Source organism: Enhydrobacter sp. (genome assembly GCA_025808875.1).
GTDB lineage: Bacteria > Pseudomonadota > Alphaproteobacteria > Reyranellales > Reyranellaceae > Reyranella.
This window is the reverse complement of sequence record CP075528.1, coordinates 4,834,032-4,853,040: the sequence shown is the minus strand read 5'-3', so window position 1 is coordinate 4,853,040 and position 19,009 is coordinate 4,834,032. Positions and strand designations below refer to the sequence as shown.

Annotated in this window: 21 protein-coding genes; 8 read left to right on the top strand and 13 right to left on the bottom strand. The window is 65.9% G+C overall.

Going from position 1 to position 19,009, the window contains the following annotated elements; all coding sequences use genetic code 11:
• Position 1: 1 nt before the first annotated feature.
• From KIT25_24120 to KIT25_24095, 6 genes are all read right to left on the bottom strand, one after another.
• Positions 2-1,093 carry an ABC transporter permease gene (locus KIT25_24120; GenBank protein UYN95063.1) on the bottom strand — a complete coding sequence of 364 codons (1,092 nt, stop codon included), beginning with the start codon at positions 1,091-1,093 and terminating at the stop codon, positions 2-4.
• A 30-nt stretch (positions 1,094-1,123) separates the two neighbouring features.
• On the bottom strand, positions 1,124-2,524 hold the full coding sequence (locus KIT25_24115) for an ABC transporter substrate-binding protein (protein ID UYN95062.1): 1,401 nt from the start codon (positions 2,522-2,524) through the stop codon (positions 1,124-1,126).
• A gap of 3 nt (positions 2,525-2,527) precedes the next feature.
• Positions 2,528-3,679, bottom strand: coding sequence for an ABC transporter substrate-binding protein (locus tag KIT25_24110; GenBank protein ID UYN95061.1), 1,152 nt, complete (start codon positions 3,677-3,679; stop codon positions 2,528-2,530).
• 326 nt (positions 3,680-4,005) lie between these two features.
• Positions 4,006-4,593 carry an ANTAR domain-containing protein gene (locus KIT25_24105; protein ID UYN95060.1) on the bottom strand — a complete coding sequence of 196 codons (588 nt, stop codon included), beginning with the start codon at positions 4,591-4,593 and terminating at the stop codon, positions 4,006-4,008.
• 36 nt (positions 4,594-4,629) lie between these two features.
• On the bottom strand, positions 4,630-6,483 hold the full coding sequence (locus KIT25_24100) for a protein kinase (GenBank protein UYN98048.1): 1,854 nt from the start codon (positions 6,481-6,483) through the stop codon (positions 4,630-4,632).
• Positions 6,484-6,514: 31 nt separating this feature from the next.
• Entirely contained in the window at positions 6,515-6,691 is a 177-nt protein-coding gene (locus tag KIT25_24095) for a hypothetical protein (protein UYN95059.1), read from the bottom strand.
• A 251-nt stretch (positions 6,692-6,942) separates the two neighbouring features.
• On the opposite strand from KIT25_24095, the gene KIT25_24090 reads away from it, so the two are divergent.
• From KIT25_24090 to KIT25_24080, 3 genes are read left to right on the top strand one after another with little or no spacing between them, the layout of a single operon-like run.
• Entirely contained in the window at positions 6,943-7,698 is a 756-nt protein-coding gene (locus KIT25_24090) for an SDR family oxidoreductase (protein ID UYN95058.1), read from the top strand.
• 11 nt (positions 7,699-7,709) lie between these two features.
• Positions 7,710-8,513 (top strand): putative hydro-lyase, encoded by an 804-nt coding sequence (locus tag KIT25_24085; GenBank protein UYN95057.1) that lies wholly within the window; start codon positions 7,710-7,712, stop codon positions 8,511-8,513.
• A 3-nt stretch (positions 8,514-8,516) separates the two neighbouring features.
• Positions 8,517-9,182 carry a DUF2848 domain-containing protein gene (locus KIT25_24080; GenBank protein ID UYN95056.1) on the top strand — a complete coding sequence of 222 codons (666 nt, stop codon included), beginning with the start codon at positions 8,517-8,519 and terminating at the stop codon, positions 9,180-9,182.
• Here KIT25_24080 and KIT25_24075 read toward each other — a convergent pair.
• Positions 9,149-10,012: an alpha/beta fold hydrolase gene (locus tag KIT25_24075; GenBank protein ID UYN95055.1), complete on the bottom strand. Its 864-nt coding sequence runs from the start codon at positions 10,010-10,012 to the stop codon at positions 9,149-9,151. The genes KIT25_24080 and KIT25_24075 overlap by 34 nt on opposite strands.
• Positions 10,013-10,169: 157 nt before the next feature.
• Here KIT25_24075 and KIT25_24070 point away from each other — a divergent pair, with 157 nt between their 5' ends.
• Positions 10,170-11,372 (top strand): CoA transferase, encoded by a 1,203-nt coding sequence (locus KIT25_24070; GenBank protein UYN95054.1) that lies wholly within the window; start codon positions 10,170-10,172, stop codon positions 11,370-11,372.
• A 6-nt stretch (positions 11,373-11,378) separates the two neighbouring features.
• On the opposite strand, the gene KIT25_24065 is transcribed toward KIT25_24070, so the two are convergent.
• A complete protein-coding gene (locus tag KIT25_24065; GenBank protein ID UYN95053.1) occupies positions 11,379-11,573 on the bottom strand; it encodes a hypothetical protein in 195 nt (64 codons plus the stop codon).
• A 90-nt stretch (positions 11,574-11,663) separates the two neighbouring features.
• The gene (locus KIT25_24060; GenBank protein ID UYN95052.1) at positions 11,664-12,221 is read right to left on the bottom strand and encodes a hypothetical protein; all 558 of its coding nucleotides are present in this window, start codon (positions 12,219-12,221) and stop codon (positions 11,664-11,666) included.
• Between the two features lie 67 nt (positions 12,222-12,288).
• On the opposite strand from KIT25_24060, the gene KIT25_24055 reads away from it, so the two are divergent.
• Positions 12,289-13,527: an amidohydrolase family protein gene (locus KIT25_24055; protein UYN95051.1), complete on the top strand. Its 1,239-nt coding sequence runs from the start codon at positions 12,289-12,291 to the stop codon at positions 13,525-13,527.
• 12 nt (positions 13,528-13,539) lie between these two features.
• Positions 13,540-14,214 (top strand): aspartate/glutamate racemase family protein, encoded by a 675-nt coding sequence (locus tag KIT25_24050; GenBank protein ID UYN95050.1) that lies wholly within the window; start codon positions 13,540-13,542, stop codon positions 14,212-14,214.
• Here the strand turns inward: KIT25_24050 and KIT25_24045 are convergent.
• The 4 genes from KIT25_24045 to KIT25_24030 all read right to left on the bottom strand — a co-directional run bounded on the left by KIT25_24045 (position 14,211) and on the right by KIT25_24030 (position 17,307).
• Positions 14,211-14,834: a pyridoxamine 5'-phosphate oxidase family protein gene (locus KIT25_24045; GenBank protein ID UYN95049.1), complete on the bottom strand. Its 624-nt coding sequence runs from the start codon at positions 14,832-14,834 to the stop codon at positions 14,211-14,213. The two genes, KIT25_24050 and KIT25_24045, sit on opposite strands and share 4 nt — an antisense overlap.
• Positions 14,835-14,843: 9 nt before the next feature.
• Positions 14,844-15,281 carry a MarR family transcriptional regulator gene (locus KIT25_24040; GenBank protein ID UYN95048.1) on the bottom strand — a complete coding sequence of 146 codons (438 nt, stop codon included), beginning with the start codon at positions 15,279-15,281 and terminating at the stop codon, positions 14,844-14,846.
• Entirely contained in the window at positions 15,278-16,336 is a 1,059-nt protein-coding gene (locus KIT25_24035) for an LLM class flavin-dependent oxidoreductase (GenBank protein ID UYN95047.1), read from the bottom strand. The genes KIT25_24040 and KIT25_24035 overlap by 4 nt, the downstream gene beginning before the upstream one ends.
• A 71-nt stretch (positions 16,337-16,407) precedes the next feature.
• Positions 16,408-17,307, bottom strand: coding sequence for a transcriptional regulator GcvA (locus KIT25_24030; protein UYN95046.1), 900 nt, complete (start codon positions 17,305-17,307; stop codon positions 16,408-16,410).
• A 135-nt stretch (positions 17,308-17,442) separates the two neighbouring features.
• Here KIT25_24030 and KIT25_24025 point away from each other — a divergent pair, with 135 nt between their 5' ends.
• Positions 17,443-17,646: a DUF1127 domain-containing protein gene (locus tag KIT25_24025; protein UYN95045.1), complete on the top strand. Its 204-nt coding sequence runs from the start codon at positions 17,443-17,445 to the stop codon at positions 17,644-17,646.
• Positions 17,647-17,800: 154 nt separating this feature from the next.
• Positions 17,801-18,976, top strand: coding sequence for a tetratricopeptide repeat protein (locus tag KIT25_24020; GenBank protein ID UYN95044.1), 1,176 nt, complete (start codon positions 17,801-17,803; stop codon positions 18,974-18,976).
• Positions 18,977-19,009: the final 33 nt, after the last annotated feature.

The following is a 19,009-nucleotide window of genomic DNA, read 5'->3' as shown; positions in this document are numbered from 1 at the left end:
GTCAGCGGTTCATGCCGTGGGTGAAGGCGGCTTGCAGCGCGTACATAACGCGGTCGAGCAGGAAGCCGATCAGGCCGATGGTGAGGACCGCGACCATGATCTTGGCTAGCGACGCCGACGATCCGTTCTGGAACTCGTCCCACACGAACTTCCCGAGGCCCGGGTTCTGCGCCAGCATCTCGGCGGCGATCAGCACCATCCAGCCGACGCCCAACGACAGCCTCAGCCCGGTGAAGATCAGCGGCAGCGCCGAGGGCAGCACGAGCTTGCGGATGGTCGTGGCGGTCGAAAGCTGCAGCACCTTGCCGACGTTCACTAGGTCACGGTCGATCGACGAGACTCCAAGCGTGGTGTTGATCAGGGTCGGCCACAAGGAGCACAGGGTCACCGTGATGGCGGAGATGACCAGTGACTTGGGCAGCCAGCCGGTCGGGTCGACGTAGAGGGCCGACACGACCATGGTCACGATCGGCAGCCAGGCAAGCGGCGACACCGGTTTGAAGATCTGGATCAGGGGGTTGAGCCCGCTGTTCACCGTCCGTGACAGGCCGCACATGATGCCGAACGGCACGGCGATTGCGGTGGCGATCAGGAAGCCGAGCGCCACCGTCTTAAGGCTGGTCAGGATCTGGTCGAGGTAGGTGGGCTTGCCGGTGTAGCTGCGCCACCGCACTTGGTCGGCCCTGCCATCGGCCTCGAGGCGGCGGTTGCGCTCGGTTTGGCGGGCGTAGAACGCTTCCTCCTTGGCGCGCTCAGCCACATGGTCGTCGTAGAGATTGATGGCCTGGTGCCACACCTGTACCGGACCAGGCACCGCGCCGAGCGATGTCTTGACCTGCGGTGCGAGCACGCCCCACAGCACGAGGAAGACGGCAATGCCGGCCAGTGGCACCAGCAGCACATGCCGCAGCTCGCCGAGCTGGTGGCGCGGGCTGTCGCCCGCCGCCATGCGCAGCAGAGGCACCAGCCAGCCCAGACCAGCGACGTTGAGATAGGCCGAGGCGCGAGCGATGCGGCTGAAGATCAGTTCGCGGCGCTGCACGCGCCGCAGCGCGGCCGGGTCGACGACGAGATTGTCACTGATGCTGGACATCGCCTGCCTCTTTGTCATGCGCTGCGCCGGTCAACCGCCGACCACGTCGGTGCCCTCGACAGTCTGTCTGCCCTTGAGACCGAGAGGCAGGCTGTCGATGTAGGCGTTGGGCGTGCGGCCGTCATAGGGGATGCCGTCGATGTTCTCGGCAGTACGTGCGCGATAGCCATCGGTGCCGAACGGGAAGTCCGCCTTCTTCGCCTTGCCCTCATCTATCAGCAGCTTCGCGGCCTTCAGATAGATATCGGGCTTGAACACCTTCTTCGCCGTCTCGTGGTACCACTCGTCAGGCCTGTGCTCGGGAATCTGCCCCCACCGGCGCATCTGCGTCAGATACCAGACGGCGTCGGAGTAGAATGGGTGGGTCGCGTGATAGCGGAAGAAGACATTGAAATCTGGCACCGGCCGCTTGTCGCCCTTCTCATACTCGAAAGTGCCGGTCATTGAGTTGGCTATCACCGCATAGTCGGCGCCGACATATTCGGGCCGCGAAATGATCTTCACCGCCTCGGGACGGTTGGCGTTGTTGTCGGCATCGAGCCACATGCCGGCGCGGATCAGCGCCTTGGTGATCGCCAGCATCGTATTGGGGTGTTTCGCGGCGAACCCAGCGGTGACGCCGAACACCTTCTCCGCGCGGTCCTTGAAGATGTCGTAGTCGGTGACCACCGGCACGCCGATGCCCTTGAACACCGCCTGCTGGTTCCACGGCTCGCCGACGCTGTAGCCGTGGATCGTGCCCGCCTCCAGGGTAGCGGGCATCTGTGGCGGCGGCGTCACCGACAGGAGCGCGTCCGCCTTGATCTGACCGGTGATGTCGGTCTTGGAGTAGAAGCCGGGATGGACGCCGCCGGCGGCGAGCCAATAACGCAACTCGTAATTGTGTGTCGAGACGGGGAAGACCATGCCCATCTTGAAGGGCTTGCCTTCGGCCTTCATCCTCTCGATCACCGGCTTGAGCGCATTCGCCTTGTAAGGATGCTGCGGCTTGCCGTCCGGACCGACCGGGATGTGCGTCTTCATCTCGGCCCAGACCTCGTTGGAAACGGTGGTGCCGTTGCCATTGAGGTCCATGGTGAACGAGGTCACCATGTCGGCCTTGGTGCCGAAGCCGATGGTCGCGGCGATCGGTTGACCGGCCAGCATGTGCGCGCCGTCGAGTTCGCCGGTGATCACGCGGTCGAGCAGCACCTTCCAGTTGGCCTGCGGCTCGAGCGTAACGAACAGGCCTTCGTCCTCGAAGAAGCCCTTCTCCTTGGCGATCGCCAACGGCACCATGTCGGTGAGCTTGATGAAGCCGAACTTCAGTTCGTCCTTTTCGGGCTTGAGCGCCTGCGCGCGCGCTGAGCCGCCAATGAGCCCGGCGGCGGCTGCGGCGCCGGCGAGAACGCCGCGGCGGCCTATCGATATGCGCGATCCACTTATGCTCATGCTCTACCCCTGTTTGATGCTCGAGTTGCTCGTGCGGACCCGGTCTGGCTCACGGACCATCGGCTCGCCGTGGGCGCCCTCCGGAAGGCGATCGTCAATGGGGCACGCCATGCCCATCTCCGCGGCGGCCACGCGGTAGAGATCGGTGCGGAACACGCGATCGGCGACGGCCAGCAGATCGACGTCGACGCAGAGTTGGCCCCAGCGGACCATCTGCGCCAGGAACCAGTCGGCATGGCTGCGCCAGGGATAGTTGGCGTCGCCACGATGGAAGATGTGAAAGCCCGGCATCGCCAACGACCGGCCGATTACTTCGAAGGGCGCATTGACGTAGCGCGGGCTGGCCAGCACGCGCGCCGCTTCGACGCGATTGGCCGGCTCATCGAGCCAGGCGCAGGCTTCGACGATGGCGCCGATCAGCGCGCGCAAGGTCTTGGGGTGGCGCCGTGCCCACGCCTCGGTGGTCCCCAGCACTTTCTCCGGCATCGCGCCCCAGAGCTGGCAGCCGGCAATGGCGATGCGGCCGAGGCCCAGTGCGACTGCCTGCTGGTTCCACGGCTCGCCGACGCAATAGCCGTCGATCAGGCCGCCCGACATGTGGGCGACCATGTGCGGCGGCGGCACGACGGTGAGGCGCACGTCGCGGTCGGGATCGAGCCCTCCCGACGCCAGCCAGAGCCGCAGCAGATAGTTGTGCGACGAGTAAGGGAAGACCGACGCCAGCGTCACGGGCGGTCGCCCGACCACGGCCCGCGCCTGCACGACAGCGGCCAAGGCGCGCGCGTCGAGAGACCGGCCCTGCGTCGCCGCCGCCTCCACAAGAGCGGGCGCACAATGCTCGATTTCGTCCCACAAGCCGGCGCTCAGGGTGATGGCATTGCCGTTCTGGTCGAGCGTCATGGCTGCGATCATCGGCACGCCGACACTGTCGATGCCGAGCGTGGTGGCCAGCGGCATGGGCGCGAGCATCTGGGCGGCGTCGAGCAGACCCAGCGCGACCTTGTCTCGAATGGTCGCCCACGACGCCTCCCGGCGGATCTCGACCTGAAGGCCGCGCCGCTCGAACGCGCCCAACTCCTCGGCCAGCACGATCGGCGCACAATCGACCAAGGGCGTAATGCCCAGGGTCACCTTCGATCGTTCGAGCTCAACCATCGTCACTCCACGCACAACAAAATGACGCCACATGCGGCCGACTCACGTCGACCGCGCAGGACGTCTTTGTCCGAGCGGACCATCATTGGCCCGCATCTCGTTCAGGGATGGCCCGCCGTTGGGCCGGGACCGCAATGATGCATTGCGGCAGCTTCGACTACACAGCAGGAACCATGCCAAGCATGCCGAGTCGGCCAAAACACCTCAACTCATTGAGTTGACGAACCGTGCGATCGGGCCTTGTGCGATGCAAGGCTGGCACGGAGGTGTCGTTCGCGTGTGCAGCGTGACCAGCCGGCAGGCAAGGCGGGCGGCGGCGACGGCCCTCAGTCCTTGAGCGCCTTGGCGTAGGTCAGCAACTCCTGCGCCACCTCGCCGACTCGCTTGTTTTGGTTCATGGCCAGCTTGCGCAGCAGCCGATAGGCGGTGTCTTCGCTCAAGCCGCGCTGCTCCATCAGCAGGCCTTTGGCACGATCGATCGCCTTGCGTTCCAACAGCGTCAATCGTGCCTGCTCCAGTTCCTCGCGCATGGCGTGGTAGCGGTTGAAATGGCCGATCGCCACGTCCAACACCGATCGCACGCGATCCTTCGCAAGACCCTTCACCACATAGGCCGAGACGCCGGCCTCCATGGCGGCCGCGATGGTCACCGGATCGGACTGGTCGACGAACAGCGCGATCGGCCGTGGTTGCTGTTCTGTGCTCCGGCGCATGTCCTCGATAGTATCGCGGCTCGGGCTGTCGGTACTCACGACCACGACATCGGGCGCCAGCTCACGCACCCGCGCCGGTAGGTCCTGCGTGCCTCCCAGCCGGGCCAGCAGGCGATAGCCGGCCGCGCGCAACCCCGCTTCGACGATCTCGGCTCGAGCGGGGTTGTCGTCGATCAACAAGACGGAAAGCGCTTTGGACACGGTGTGCCGCGGGGCGCAACTTCTGTGCCACAGTCGTCAGGGCGCAGAATCGACGAGCTTTCCATCGTCCCACCGCCCGGACACGGTCTTCTGGTCGGTCCCGGTGAGCTGCCCGAAACCATGTCGCCGACCGGCGCGAAAGCCGCCTTCGTACCGCTCACGTTCCCCCACCGTCTCAATGCCAGGTCCGTTCAACATGCCGTCTGTCCACTCGCCGGCCTGCACCGTGATCGGAGCGCCGAGCGTACGACGGATAGCAGGGCCTTCCGGGCGACCGGCTACGAAATTCCCCTCGATTCGCTCGATGCCCGGTGTTTCGCGCAAGCCGAGGCCGTTGGCTTGGCCGTCGCGCCAGCGGCCTTCATAGCGCGTGCCATCGCCCCGGCGCTCGATCGCCAGCCCGTCCAGCGCATTGGCTTTCCATTCGCCGGCCCGACGATCGCCCTCCTTCGTCTCGAGGACTCCCAGGCCCTCGCGTTCACCGCCCTCGATCTGGCCGACGTAACTCGCGCCATCGAAGGTCTCGCGTTCGACATTCTCGAGGCCCGGTCGTGCGGCGCGCGCGGCGACGATGCGCGCCTCGCCGGCCAACGTGCGCGCGGCGTCAGCGGCGTCTTTCGCGCGCTCGAAAACATCGCGCGCTTCCGCAGCCACACGCTGCGCCTCGTCGATCAGACGCTTCTTCGTCTCCTCTGCAGCGGCTTCGGCTGGGGGAGGCGCCGGGACTGGCGCAAGAACCGGCGGAGGTGACGGATCGGGGTTCGCCGCGACGGCGCCGGGTGGCGCAATTTCCCTGCCTGGCGACAGCACCCACCATGTCATCGCAACGGCCGTGGCGGCCGCAACGGCCACGAGACCCACGAGACGCAAGCGCGTCGGCGGCTCCGAGGCGGATTGCGCGAGATGCTCGTGCTCATCGCGACGGGCGCCACCCAAACGCGGTTGAATCGTCGATGCAGATGCGGGCGCGTGGGGCGCCGTGACGAGTTGGGTGGTCGTCTCCTCGCGAACCGGTAGCGTCGCTCCGAACAGAGCACGCCACGCCTCGACCGACCGCGGCCTCTCGTCTGGCGCGAAGGCCAGCGCGCGATCGACAGCTTCGAGGAAGGCCTGATCGTAGCGATCGGCCTGGGTGCGCGAGAGCGGACGGTAGGGGTCCTTGCCGACCCGCGCGGCGGCTTCGGGCGGCGGCTCACCTGCGATGGCATGATGCAGCAAGGCGGCCGCTGAATAGATGTCACTCCAGGGGCCCTGTTTGCCGTCGAGAGCATACTGCTCGATCGGCGCATACTGGGGCGTGAGCACGGACGTGAGGGTACGCGTGCGCCCGCCGATCGCCTGCCGCGCCGCACCGAAGTCGACCAGGATGGGCACGCCATCGCGGCGGATGATGACATTGGACGGTTTGATGTCTCGATGCAGGAATCCCTGTGCGTGCACCGCGCCAAGGCCGCTGAGCAGCCCTTGCGCGAGGCGCCTCACCTCGTCGGGCGGCAGGCGGTGGGCGGGCTCGCGCAGGATTTGCGCGACGTTGCGACCATCCTCGAATTCCATGACGGTGTAGGCCGTGCCATTGGCTTCGATGTAACGAAGCACAGGCACGATGTGCGGGTGGCGAAACCGCGCGAGCGCACGGGCCTCGTCGAGAAAGCGCTCCCGTCCCCATTCGAAGTCCTCGGCGAAGCGCGCACCACGTGGCACGACTTGGCCATCGGCGCGGCGGATCGCGAACTCGACTGGCAGATACTCCTTGATGGCGACGATCTTCGCGAGTTGACCGTCGAAGGCGCGATAGGTGATGCCAAAGCCGCCATGGCCGATCACCGCGTCCAGCCTGTAGTCGCCGAGGGCACTGCCAAGCGGCAACGCTTGGACATTATCGAGAGTCATGGGGCCGAGAATCCTCAGCCCCTTGTTTGCCCTAGCGGGCTTCGGTTGTCGAAGGTGAAGCCCCTGCAAAGCGCGACGAGACGTTCTGAATCTCCGGAATGAGCTGGATCATCATGATGAGCACGCAGAGACCGATGGCGGTGAGCATCGTCGCAGGCCGCGTGCGTAAATGCGGCGAAGTGGTCGATGCGCGGCGATCGTCCGGCATCGTGGGAACTCCCCCTGGCTGCATGGCATCCCTCGAAATCGATCGCGACGGCCGGAAATGAAGTGCGTTGAGCCGTGGCGAGGAGCAGGCTAAAGCGAGGCCAATTTCAATTCAAGAAAATTGCTTAAGTACAGCGATTTAAGAAATATTTCAGATGTATTGAATTAACCACTGGGAATCGCGGCCCGCGGCGCATGCACTACTTTCCATGGTCGCAGGACTTCGGTCCATGCGCGGAGTAGACTGGTTTTATGAACAGTCCGTCTCTGCACGACAACACCCGGACCCTGGTCCTGACCGGAGCGAGCCGCGGAATCGGACACGCAACGGTCAAGAAGTTCAACGCTGACGGCTGGCGTGTGATCACAGTGTCGCGTCAACCTTTCAGTGCCCTTTGCCCATGGCCCGGCGGCGGCGAAAGCCATGTCCAGCTCGATCTCGCCGATCCGGTCGATATCGGGCGCGGCATAGAACAGATTCGTGCACGTCTGTCGGGCGGACGGCTCGACGCACTGGTCAACAACGCCGCCATCTCTCCCAAGAACGGCGAAGGCGGACGGCTTGGCGCGATCGACACGCCATTCGATCTCTGGCGTCAGGTCTTCAACGTCAACTTCTTCGCGCCGGTGGCACTGGCCCGCGGCTTGATCGAGGAGTTGGCCCAGGCGCGCGGATGCGTCGTCAACGTCACCTCTATCGCCGGCAGCCGGGTCCATCCCTTCGCCGGTTCCGCCTACGCAACGTCCAAGGCGGCGCTGGCGGCACTGACCCGCGAGATGGCGCATGACTTCGGCCCGCTGGGCATTCGCGTCAATGCGATCGCTCCTGGCGAGATCGACACGTCGATCCTCTCACCCGGCACCGAGAAGATCGTCGAGAACCAGATCCCGATGCGCCGTCTGGGGACGCCCGATGAAGTGGCCGACGTGATCCACTTCCTGTGCGAGAAGGGATCGAGCTACGTTTCCGGCGCCGAGATCCAGATCAACGGCGGCCAGCACGTGTAGGAGGAGTCTCCATGGACACCACGATCACGACCCTGAAAGGCGAGACCGGCCGTGACGCGAGACGCCGCATCCGCGGCGGTGGCCATCGCCTGCCCACCGCCGGCATGGCCCCCGGCTACGTGCAAGGCAATCTCGCCATCCTGCCGAAAGAACTGGCCGCCGACTTTGCGCGCTTCTGCGCGCTCAATCCGAAGCCTTGCCCGCTGCTCGGTCAGTCCGAGGCGGGCGACTGGCGCCTGCCGATGCTCGGCGAGGATCTCGACATCCGCACAGACATCCCGAAGTATCGCATCTGGAAGAACGGCGAGCTGATCGAGGAGGTCACGGACCTCAGGGGCGTATGGCGCGACGATCTCGTGTCGTTCGTGCTGGGCTGCTCGTTCTCTTTCGAGGAGGCACTGATCGAGAACGGCCTCGAGCTGCGGCACATGACCTGCAACAGCAACGTGCCGATGTATCGCACCAACATCGAATGCACGCCGGCGGGGCCGTTCCATGGGCCGATGGTGGTTTCCATGCGGCCCTTCACGCCTGCCAAGGCAATCCGTGCGATTCAGGTGACGACCCGTTTCCCTTCGGTGCATGGCGCGCCGGTTCATATCGGCAAGCCCGAACTAATCGGCATCAAGGACATTGCCAAGCCCGACTACGGCGACGCGGTCCCGGTGCGCGACGACGAGTATCCCGTGTTCTGGGCGTGCGGCGTCACACCGCAGTCGGTGGTGGCCACGGTCAAACCGGAGTTCTGCATCACCCATGCGCCGGGCTACATGCTCGTGACGGATTTGCTGAACTCTCAGCTTGCCGTCCTCTAGGAGATGGCGCGTCTGACATTCGATGTCGGCTCCGCCGACATCGGGCAACTCGTCATTGCCGGCTGGACGGGCCGGGACGTCGCAGCACTCGAACGACACATCGAGGAGCTGAAAGCCATCGGCGTGCAGCCGCCGGGCCGGGTGCCGCTTTACTACCGTGTCGGCGTCGAGCTGCTGACTCAGGCCCGATCGATACAGGTGCTCGGGCCCGACACGTCGGGCGAAGCCGAGGTCGTGCTGGTCGGGGCGCCAGAACGGCTCTGGGTCACGCTCGGCGCCGATCACACGGACCGCAAGGTCGAGAGCTACGGCATCGCCGTCGCCAAGCAGATTTGCCCCAAGGTCATCGGTCGCACCGCCTGGCGCTTCGAGGAAGTCGAGCCACATTGGGATCGGCTCGTTCTGCGTTCCTTCCTCGAGGAGGGCGACAAGCGCACGCTCTATCAGGAAGGTCCACTCGTCGGACTTCGCGAGCCACGCGGCCTCATCGCCGGCTGGACGGGTGGCAGCACCCGGCTACCGGATGGCGTCGCGATGTTCCTCGGCACCATGCCCGCGATCGGCGCCATCCGCGGAGGCCCGCGCTTCGAGATGGAACTCGAGGATCCTGTGCTGGGGCGCAAGCTCGTGCACGCCTACAACGTGGAGACGCTGCCCATCGTCTCGTGAGCTCCGACGAACCGGACGACGGCGGCGATCACCTTCGGATCCGCGAGCAGGCGATTGTGACCGAGGCCCTGCGTCACCATCAGGTCGGCGGTCGAAAGCATGTGTGCAGCGCGCGCCGATTCGAATACCGGCACCTGGCGGTCGTTCTGGTCGTGGATCAACAACACCGGCATGTCGATCGAGGCGGCGACATTGCGGACGTCGAAATCGTCGGCCGGCCGGCCGACATGCTTCTCGACCGAGCGGATGAAGGCACGCGTGCCGCGTCGGGACAACCCGATTGAGGCGGCGAAACGGCGCAATTCGCGTCCAAGTGCTGACGGCGCGGAGATCAGGGCGACGCGCGGCGCGGTGCATCGCCCGGCGGTGCGCGTGGCAAGCGTATGCAACGCCATCGCCCCGCCCATCGAATGGCCGATCACGGCATGAATCGGCGCCAGCCGATCGAGCGCCCGCTCGAGAGCATCGGTGAATATGACCGCCGTCAGTTCGTCACCTTCGGAGTCGCCGTGCGCCGGCACATCGATAGCCACCGCGGCGTAGCCGCGCTCCATCAACGCATCGACCATGGCGGCGAACTGGCCGCGATGACCTTCGAAACCGTGTACCAACAACACCGTCGGCACCTGCGCCTGCCCGGGGCTCCATCGCCACGCGATCAACCCGTCACCGAGATCGAGGCGCTCCTGGCCAGTCGGCAGATCGAGGGTGGGCGGCGGGCGCACATGGCGTCGCGGCTTCAGCATGAGGCGTCGGAAGAACGGCGCCACGAGGGAGGGGGCGACGTGGCTGGCCGCCGCGAGGGCGGCGATGGGGAGAGGAGTGTGCATATGCACATTTTGGGCTCTGCCGATGACGCGCTCAAACGAGCTTCCGTGCCGCTTTACGTGACTTTTGTTCATGCCGCGCATGGCTCGCCTGCGGACGCGGCCTTGCTTCGCTGTGCCGTGTGAACGTACGTTCAGGTCGAGGGAGGAGCAGGAATTGATGGGCAAGGGCGCATTCGACGGCGTTACCGTTCTCGATTTCACGCAAGGCATCGCGGGGCCGCACGCCTCGATGCTGCTGGCGCTGCACGGCGCCGATGTCATCAAGATCGAGCCGCCTGAGGGCGACTGGGGCCGCGCGCTGGGCGAACTCAAGGGCGATCATTGCGCCCATTCGGTCGCCTTCAATCGCGGCAAGCGCTCGATCGCACTCGACCTCAAGTCGCCCGACGGCATCGCCGTGGTGAAGAAGATCGCCGCCAAGGCAGACGTGGTGATGGAGAGCTTCCGTCCCGGCGTGATCTCGCGGCTCGGGTTCGGCTACGAGGACATGAAGAAGCTCAATCCCAAGGTGATCTATTGTTCGGTATCGGGCTTCGGACAAACCGGCCCCTACAGCAAGCGGCCGACGGTCGACGGCCTGATCCAGGCCTTCAGCGGCATGATGGTGATGAACCGCATGCCCGACGGCACGCCGTGGCGCCAAGGCATGATCGCCGTCGACGTCACGACCGGTCTGTACACCTTCCAGGCGCTTGCCACCGCCATCGTGCGCCAGTTCCGCTTTGGCGAGGGCAGCTACATCGATTCCAGCTTGATGCGCTCGGCCGCTGCCTTTCAGGGCGCGAAGCTGATGGAATGGGTGTTCTCCAAAGGCAACCCGCCGGTGCTCTATATGCCCGCCGGCAGCTTCAAGACGAGCAACGGCTACCTCATGGTAAGCGCCATGAGACCGCATCACTTCCGGCTGCTGTTCGAGCTGATCGGCCGTCACGACATCGCCGACGACCCCGACCTGCAAAGCCACGAATCGCGCATCAGGAACGCACCCCGAATCATCAAGGCACTGCAGGAAACCATGCCGACCAAGACCACCGAGGAGTGGATATCGATCCTGCAGCCCAAGGACGTCTTCTGCGAGCGCGTGAACAACTACCAGGACTATCTCGACCATGCGCACGTCAGGGAATCGGGTGCGATCGACTGGATCGATCAGGACGGCTTTGGTCGCATGCCGGTCGCCAACATCCCGGGCCTGCCGCCGGCGAGCCAGCACGTACCCCAGCAACACGCGCCCCACATTGGCGAGGATGGACCGGACATCCTGCGTGAGCTCGGCTACGGCAAATCGGAGATCGACGCGATGTTCGCGAAGGGCGGCGTGCGCGCGCCTGCCACTGCGGCAGCGAAGGCCGCAGAATAGCGATCGTCAGAACATCCAGTGCGCCGCGGACCGCTTGCCCGGTGAATGGGCAAGGGAGGGTGCGGGCACAGTCGCCGCGCGTGCGGCGCTTGCCTCGTTTTGCACGCTGGCGCGAGTCTGAAGAATCCCGGCAAGCCCCCAGACCAACATGGCGCCCGCGACGAACATCGCGGCACCCTTGATCAAACCCTTGACGATCATCGCATTTTGCTCCGCCCGCATCCCACTGCGGACAGGAATCAGATGGGCACCGCCTGTGACAATTGTGGGGCAGCAGCGGGGAATTTTGTGTCAGTCGGCAATTTGCAGTCGGTGCGCCTCGGACGCGCCCAAGCCGGCGGCGAAGCGTTCAAGTTCCGCTGCACTCCGTAGCCGGACGATATGGCGGCCTTCCTTGTAGTGCTCGCATTCCTGAGTGAAGCGCACTCTATTGCGGCGATGGGTCTGCACCGCCCACAACAGGATCGAGTGCCGGCTGAAGAACGTGCGGACGAAGGACTCGGTGTTGCCGGTGCCCCATAGATCTTCCTTCGTCCAAGCCCGCTTCAGCGTCCGCCGTAGCAACCGCCAGGTGACCAACGGCAAGGGCAGATCGAGCCAGACCAGCGTGTCGGCCGCGCCCCACGTGATGTCGCGCACCTGACCGTAGATGCCGACGACGATCCAGCCGCCATCCCGAGTCTCGCAATCGACACGATGTCGGAAGAGGTCGAGCGGAACGGGCTGCCAGTCGCGACCCCAGTAGAGCGCATCGAGTTCGACCACGCGCAGGCCCATTCGCTCGGCGAGCCGTCCGGCCAGCCAACTCTTGCCCGACCCCGTGGTCCCGAACACGACGATCCTCCGCATCCCGCGTCGACTGTAGCGCCGAATCGAGCGCCATCGTAGGGTTGCGGCAGGATTCGGCCGAGCATCGATGTCGCAGACCCTGTTCCGGAACTTCCGCCTGCTCGACCCTCGCTGGGACGAAGTGCGTGGCGGCTACGAAGTGCTGATCGAGGGCGGCACCGTACGCGAGGTCTCGAGCAGGCCGATCAAGGCGCCCGATGCGCGCACGATCGACGGCGGCGGGTGCACGCTGATGCCGGGCCTGATCGATTGCCACGTCCACGTCTTCTTGACTGAGGTGAACCTGCGCCATCTGGAAGCCGTGCCACTCACCCTGCTGGCCGCCCAGGCGGCTACGCTGATGCGCGGCATGCTCGACCGCGGCTTCACCACCGTGCGCGACACCGGTGGCGCCGACTGGGGAATCAAGATGGCCGTCGAGTCAGGCCTCATCGACGGTCCTCGGCTCTTCATATCCGGCCGTGCCATAGGGCCGACCGGCGGACATTCCGATTCGCGGCGCCGAACCGACGTCCAGTTGGCCCCCTGCCACTGCTGCAACGCCATGACCTATTGCATGGCCATCGCCGACGGTGCCGACGAAGTGCGCCGGACGGTACGCGAACAGATGCGGCTCGGTGCCGACCAGATCAAGATCATGTGTTCTGGCGGAGTCGCCTCGCCCTACGACCCGCTCGACTCGCTGCAGTTTTCCGCCGAGGAGATTGCCGCCGCCACGGACGAGGCACGCAACTTCGGCCGCTACGTGCTGGCGCACGCCTACACGCCCGAGGCCATCACGCGCGCCATCGAGAACGGCGTGCGCACCATCGAGCACGGCAACCTGATCGACCTCAAGTCGGCGCGACGGTTGAAAGCCAGCGGTGGCTTCATGGTCGCCAACCTCGTGACCTACTTCGTGATGAAGGAGCGGGCCAGGCAGTTCGGCATGAGCGCCGACATGCTGGCGAAGAACGACGTGGTGCTGGAAGGCGCGCTGCGCTCCCTCGAGATCTGCAAGAAGTCGGGTGTGGAGGTGGGTTACGGTTCCGATCTGCTGGGCCCGCTCCAGGTCGAACAGAGCCGCGAGTTCCTGTTCCGCGCCGAGGTGCTGAAGCCGCTGGAGATCATTCGGCAGGCGACGACGGTCGGCGCGAAGATCCTGCGCCAAGAGGGCAGGCTCGGCGTGATTGAGCCAGGCGCCCACGCCGACCTGATCGCCATCGACGGCAACCCGCTGCGCAGGCTCGAGCTCTTCCTCGACCAGGGCGCGCACTTGCCAATGATCATGAAGGCCGGGCGTTTCCACAAGAACACACTGACCTAGGACGGAGCGCCCATGCATATCGGGCTGATCGGCGGCATCGGACCCGCCGCGACGGATTTTTACTATCGCGGGCTGATCGACCGGCATGCTGCTGCCGGCATTCCACTGGAATGCACCATCGCCCATGCCGACGTCCGTGAGATGTCGCGCAACCTCAACGACCGGAATCCCGGTCGGCAGGCGGAGATCTTCGCGCGCCTGATAGGCCGCATGAAGGCGGCCGGAGCGCAAGCGGCTGCCGTGACCTCGATGGGCGGACATTTCTGCATTCGGGAGCTCGAGCCGATTTCACCGCTCCCGCTCGTGAACGCCATACCCGAGGTCGACGCGGCCATCGTGGCGCGCGGCCTGCGAAGGATCGGCGTGATGGGCACGCGCACGGTGATGGAAAGCAAGCTCTATGGCGGCGTCGCCTCGGCGGAGCTGGTCGCGCCGGAAGGGGACGACCTCGACCGCATTCACGCCGCCTATGTCGACATGGCGAGCATCGGCCGGATCACCGATCATCAGCGCCAGATATTCCTGAATGTCGGTCGCCATCTCGTGCGTGAACGCGGCGTCGAGGCAATCATGCTGGGCGGCACCGACCTCTTCCTCGCCTTCGCCGGTCACGATCCGGGCTTCCAGCTGGTCGATTGTGCCGACATTCATATCGACGCGATATACCGGCTGACGTCGAAGCGCTAACCGTTGCTCCAGAGGCGTGTCGTATAGGCGCCCTCGACACTGGCGTCGATCTGGGCGGCGACGTCGTCGCCCGCCCCGATCTTGGGCGCGATGATCTTGCCGAACGAGACCCGGCCCGGCGTCGGCCAGGATTCCGGCCTCCACAAGCCCGCGCGTACCACCGAGCGGGCGCAATGGAAATAACAGTGTTTGATGCGCACGCGGGTCGCCAGCAACGCCGGCTTGCCCAGCGAAGAAAGCGAGGCGACCAGATCGGCATCGTCGTAGACCTCGGCCGTGCCCGAGATGCGCAGGGTCTCGCCGGTCGCTGGGACCAGGCAGATCATGCCGATCCTGCCGTTGTCGATCATGTTGGAAAGTCCGAACGCGAGGTTGTTGCCCACGCGCTCGGGGATCAACAGCGTGTGCGGGTCCTCGACGCGGATGAAGCCCGGCTCGTCTCCCTTGGGCGAGACTTCGAGCGTGCCGTCGGCGGACACCGTGCCGACTAGGGCGAAGGGACACCTCTTCAGGAAAGCGATCGACTGCTCGTCGAGCGCATCGAGTATCTTGGTGCGCGTCGCCGGCCGCGGCTCGGTGACAATCCGACGCAGATCCTCGATCGACTTGAGTTGCGCCATGGCGACCTCCTATTCCTTGCGCAATCCATCCATGTTGTCGAAGAGCCGGCGTAGTGCTGTCTTCAACCGCGTGGTTTCAGCGCTGCCGAAGCCACGGAGCGCCACTCTTTCGTAGCGTTCGGCGATCGGCAAGATTTTTCGCGTGAGCCGGCGGCCCGCGGCCGAGACGTGGAGGGCGACGGCGCGCGCATCCGCCCGGTCCTGCCGCCGCACCACGAGAGTCTTGCGTTCCATGCGGTCGATCAGGCGGGTGAGCGTCGAGACCTTGATCGACGTGATCGCCGCGAGGTCGCCCATGCGCCGCCCGTCCCGCTCGTGCAGCGCCGCAAGCACGCGCCACATCTGCAGGTTTGCGCCGAGAGGACGGATTTCCTCGGCGAAGGAGGCGGCCAGCCGCGCACCGGCACGGTTCAGCAGGTAGGGCAGGTAGTCGTCGAGCGCCTTCATGACGCGAAGTGCGGGGCGACCTCGCGCATGAAGCGTTCCATCTGCTCCTTCACCAGCGCGTGCGGCTTCTGGCCGTAGTTGAAATAGAGAATGACCTCGGAGATCCCCGCCGCCTCGACCTTCTTCAGTGTATCGACGATGTGTTGCGGGTTGCCGCACAGGATCGACTTGTCGGTGAGCTTCTCCGGCCGCATGTCGCGCAGAATGTTCACGATGTCGACGAAGTACTTGTAGGTCGGCGGCACCTTCTCTCCCGACGCCGACGGGAACGCGGCGATCAGGGCATCCTGAAAATAGCGCACCAGGGCTTCCTTGCCGTACCGCTCCTCCTCCGGCGTCGACGCGATATGCACGAAGTAGGAGCACATGGCACGCCGCATCGGCCGCCCGAACTGCTGCTCGCAGGTCTCGCGATAGATGCGGACGGCATCGCCGAGCGATCCGTAGACCATGGCGGCGGCAAAGGGTGCATAGATCACGTGCCAGTCGTTGCGGGCAGCGAGCTCCATGGAGGGACGCGAAAAGCAGGCCACGTAGGGACGCAGGGGTCGTTGCGCCGGCCTGGGACGTATCTCGATATCCTCGAACTGGTAGAACTTGCCGCGGTGGCTCCATCTGCCGGGCTCCGTCCAGGCCCGCCACACGATCTCCAGCGCCTCGGCGAACAGCTCGGAGGAATCCTCGAAGGAGGCGCCGAACGGCTCGTATTCCTTTCGGTCGTAGCCGCGTCCGGCGGCGAAGTCGACGCGGCCGCCCGACAGCAGATCGAGGGTCGCCCATTCCTCAGCGACGTGCAGGGGGTGATGCACCGGCAGCAGCGTGACGGCCGGCGCGAGCCTGAGTTTCTTCGTCGCGCCGGCGAGCTGTGCCAGGATCGCGAGCGGCGAGGCATTGACGCCCAGCAGATTGAAGTGATGTTCGCCGATCCAGGCCGAGTTCAGCCCGACCCGCTCGGCGAACAGCGCCTCTTCGTAGATGTCCGCGATGAACGACTCGGCGCTGCGCGGGTTGTTCGGATAGCGGTTGTCGCTCAGCGTGAAGTAGCCGAAGTCCATCGCGTTCCTCCCGGAGCCGATATTTGTAAATGCAAATATCGACGGAGTCACGGAACCGATGTCGAGGCCAGTCAGGGCGCGGGTGCGGCTTCGGCCAGGGTCATCAGCCAGTCGCGAAACGCCTTGATCTTGCGGCGGCGAATCGCCTCGGCCGGATAGACGGCATAGTAGGCGAGCTCGGTCGGCAGCTTGAAGTCGAAGGGCGCCACCAGACGGCCCGCCTTGAGGTCGGGAGTGACCAGCGGATTGCGGCCGAGCGCCACGCCCAGGCCGTCCATCGCGGCCTGGTAGGCGACGACGGCGTTGTCGAACGTGACGCCGCGAGTGGCGTCGATGCCCTTGATGCCGGCAGCGGTCAGCCAGACCTGCCAGTCGTCCGGAAAGGTGCCGATATGCAGCAGCGTGAAACGCTTGAGATCGACGGGTTTCCTGAGCGCGTTCGGGCCCTTGAGCAGCGACGGTGCGCAGACCGGCAACACGTCCTCACCGACCAGTCGCTCGGCCACGAGGTTGGGCCACTGACCGCGGCCGTAGCGGATGCCGATATCGACGTCCTCGCGCGAGAAATCGACGAGTCCCGTGCCGGTGCTGACGCGCACGTCGATCTCCGGATTGGCGCGCTGGAACCCGCCGAGGCGCGGCACCAGCCACTTAGTGGCGAAGGACGCCGTGGTCGTCACGGTGAGATTGCCGCCGCGATCCTTGTGCAGCAGTTTCTCCGTCGCCTCGTTCAGTTGATCGAACGCGGCGCGCACCGCCGGCAGGTAGGCCTGGCCCGACTCCGAGAGCAGCAGCGAGCGGTTTCTGCGCACGAACAATTTTAATCCGAGCCGCAGTTCCAGCCCGCGCACCTGATGGCTGATCGCGGCCTGGGTGACGTTCAGTTCCTGGGCCGCATCGGTGAAGCTCATGTGGCGTGCGGCCGCTTCGAAAGCCCTCAAGCCATTGAGCGGAGGCAGCGTGCGCTTCATGGGAAATCCCTTCGGGAAGCAGTGTCTATCGGATGAGGTAAATTAATCAAAAGCGGACAAAGGGTCATTTGTAAAGAGCGGCTCGCGGGCGCACATCACCGGCCAGCAAACACCCACCTTCTTCAGGAGCCGACCATGGCCCGGATGTCCCCGTCCTACACCTCGCCGACCCTGCATCTCGGTTCGATCGCCACCTTCGCCGACGTGGTCAAGACCTGGCGCCGGCGCAGCCGCGAGCGGCATGAGCTTGGCAACCTCGGCGCCCGCACCCTGCACGACATCGGGTTGAACGCCGGCCAGGTCGCCTTCGAGGCCAACAAGCCCTTCTGGCGGGCCTAGTCCGGCGGTTTCCCGAGTTCCGGAGACGGGCCCGAACCCTACCCTGCCGGGCCCGATCCTCTCCGGACGCTGCCGGCGGTCGACTCCCCAGCCTCCCTGTCGACCGCCGGCTTTTTCTTTGCCCTTGCGCCGCCGGCTCTGTTAGAGCCCGCGCGTGACTGTCTCCGATTCAAAGGTCGACGAACTGGCACGCGATGCCATCCGGCACGCCGCGACGGGCGACTTCGCGGGCGCCGAACGGCTGTTCGCCCGCGTGGTGGCGGCGCGGCCCAACTCCGGCCAGGCGCTTCATCTGCTCGGCCAAGTGCGCCTGAAGCTCGGACGCTTCGCCGAGGCACGCGAGCCTCTCGATCGCGCCGCCAGGTTCCTGCCGCGCGACGCCGCCGCCCAGATCAATCTCGCCGGCTGCCTGTCGATGCTGGGCGACCATGCACCGGCCCTCGCCGCGCTCGACCGCGCCGCGGCGCTCAAGCCCGGCGATCCCGCGATCGCCCACAATCGCGGCCGCGCGCTCGAGGCACTCGGTCGGGCCGAAGAGGCGGAACGCGCCTTCGACGAGGCGCTGTCGATCGACCATCGCCTGGTGCCCTCGCTGAGCGCGCGCGCCCGGCTGCTGGCGGCGCGCGGCGACTGGATGGGCGCACTTGCCGATCTCGATATGGCGCTGACGACGCGGCCCGACGATGCGGCGCTGAGGTTGAGGCGAGGCGAGTTGCTGCTCGAGCGCGGCGACTGGCTGCGCGGCTTGGACGACCACGAGGCACGGCTCGACCTGCCGGGCGAGCGCTACGCACCGGATCTGCCGCGTTGGCGGGGCGAGCCGCTCGACGGCCGGTTGCTGGTCTACCCGGAACAGGCCGACATCGAGAGCGGCGCCGCCCGGCGCGACACGCTGATGCTGGCCCGCGGCGTCGACGCGGTCGTTCAGTGCGGGCCAACCCTCGCACCGCTGCTCGGCGGATCCACGATCGTGCGCGGCGCCGGCCTCGACGGCTTCGCGGCGGCCGCGCCGCTGCGCAGCCTGCCGCATCTCCTGGGCTGGACGCTGTACTCGCTGCCGCCGCCGCCGCCGCTCGCCGTCGTCGCGCAACCCGACGGTCGCGTCGGCTGGTTCACCGACGCAGCGCCGCCCGACGGCCAATCGATCGAGCGCGACCCCGCCAACATCGCGCGCTGCGCCCGCGTGGTCGGCGACGATGTCTGGCCGACCCATCTCGCGGCGCGGCTGGGCATTCCGACGACGCTGACGGCCGGACCGCGGTGGGACTGGCTCTGGGGACCCGAGCCCGGCCCATCGCCCTGGTACGCCCGCCTGGAAGTCGTGCAATAGGCTTTCCCCGGCAGCGGGCGGATGCTCATATCG

Bases quoted from the DNA above. Each gene is read 5' to 3' on its own strand.
- KIT25_24120 (UYN95063.1), bottom strand. From the start codon at position 1,093: ATGTCCAGCATCAGTGACAATCTCGTCGTCGACCCGGCCGCGCTGCGG.
- KIT25_24115 (UYN95062.1), bottom strand. From the start codon at position 2,524: ATGAGCATAAGTGGATCGCGCATATCGATAGGCCGCCGCGGCGTTCTC.
- KIT25_24110 (UYN95061.1), bottom strand. From the start codon at position 3,679: ATGGTTGAGCTCGAACGATCGAAGGTGACCCTGGGCATTACGCCCTTG.
- KIT25_24100 (UYN98048.1), bottom strand. From the start codon at position 6,483: ATGACTCTCGATAATGTCCAAGCGTTGCCGCTTGGCAGTGCCCTCGGC.
- KIT25_24095 (UYN95059.1), bottom strand. From the start codon at position 6,691: ATGCCGGACGATCGCCGCGCATCGACCACTTCGCCGCATTTACGCACG.
- KIT25_24090 (UYN95058.1), top strand. From the start codon at position 6,943: ATGAACAGTCCGTCTCTGCACGACAACACCCGGACCCTGGTCCTGACC.
- KIT25_24085 (UYN95057.1), top strand. From the start codon at position 7,710: ATGGACACCACGATCACGACCCTGAAAGGCGAGACCGGCCGTGACGCG.
- KIT25_24080 (UYN95056.1), top strand. From the start codon at position 8,517: ATGGCGCGTCTGACATTCGATGTCGGCTCCGCCGACATCGGGCAACTC.
- KIT25_24075 (UYN95055.1), bottom strand. From the start codon at position 10,012: ATGCACACTCCTCTCCCCATCGCCGCCCTCGCGGCGGCCAGCCACGTC.
- KIT25_24070 (UYN95054.1), top strand. From the start codon at position 10,170: ATGGGCAAGGGCGCATTCGACGGCGTTACCGTTCTCGATTTCACGCAA.
- KIT25_24065 (UYN95053.1), bottom strand. From the start codon at position 11,573: ATGATCGTCAAGGGTTTGATCAAGGGTGCCGCGATGTTCGTCGCGGGC.
- KIT25_24060 (UYN95052.1), bottom strand. From the start codon at position 12,221: ATGCGGAGGATCGTCGTGTTCGGGACCACGGGGTCGGGCAAGAGTTGG.
- KIT25_24055 (UYN95051.1), top strand. From the start codon at position 12,289: ATGTCGCAGACCCTGTTCCGGAACTTCCGCCTGCTCGACCCTCGCTGG.
- KIT25_24050 (UYN95050.1), top strand. From the start codon at position 13,540: ATGCATATCGGGCTGATCGGCGGCATCGGACCCGCCGCGACGGATTTT.
- KIT25_24045 (UYN95049.1), bottom strand. From the start codon at position 14,834: ATGGCGCAACTCAAGTCGATCGAGGATCTGCGTCGGATTGTCACCGAG.
- KIT25_24040 (UYN95048.1), bottom strand. From the start codon at position 15,281: ATGAAGGCGCTCGACGACTACCTGCCCTACCTGCTGAACCGTGCCGGT.
- KIT25_24035 (UYN95047.1), bottom strand. From the start codon at position 16,336: ATGGACTTCGGCTACTTCACGCTGAGCGACAACCGCTATCCGAACAAC.
- KIT25_24030 (UYN95046.1), bottom strand. From the start codon at position 17,307: ATGAAGCGCACGCTGCCTCCGCTCAATGGCTTGAGGGCTTTCGAAGCG.
- KIT25_24025 (UYN95045.1), top strand. From the start codon at position 17,443: ATGGCCCGGATGTCCCCGTCCTACACCTCGCCGACCCTGCATCTCGGT.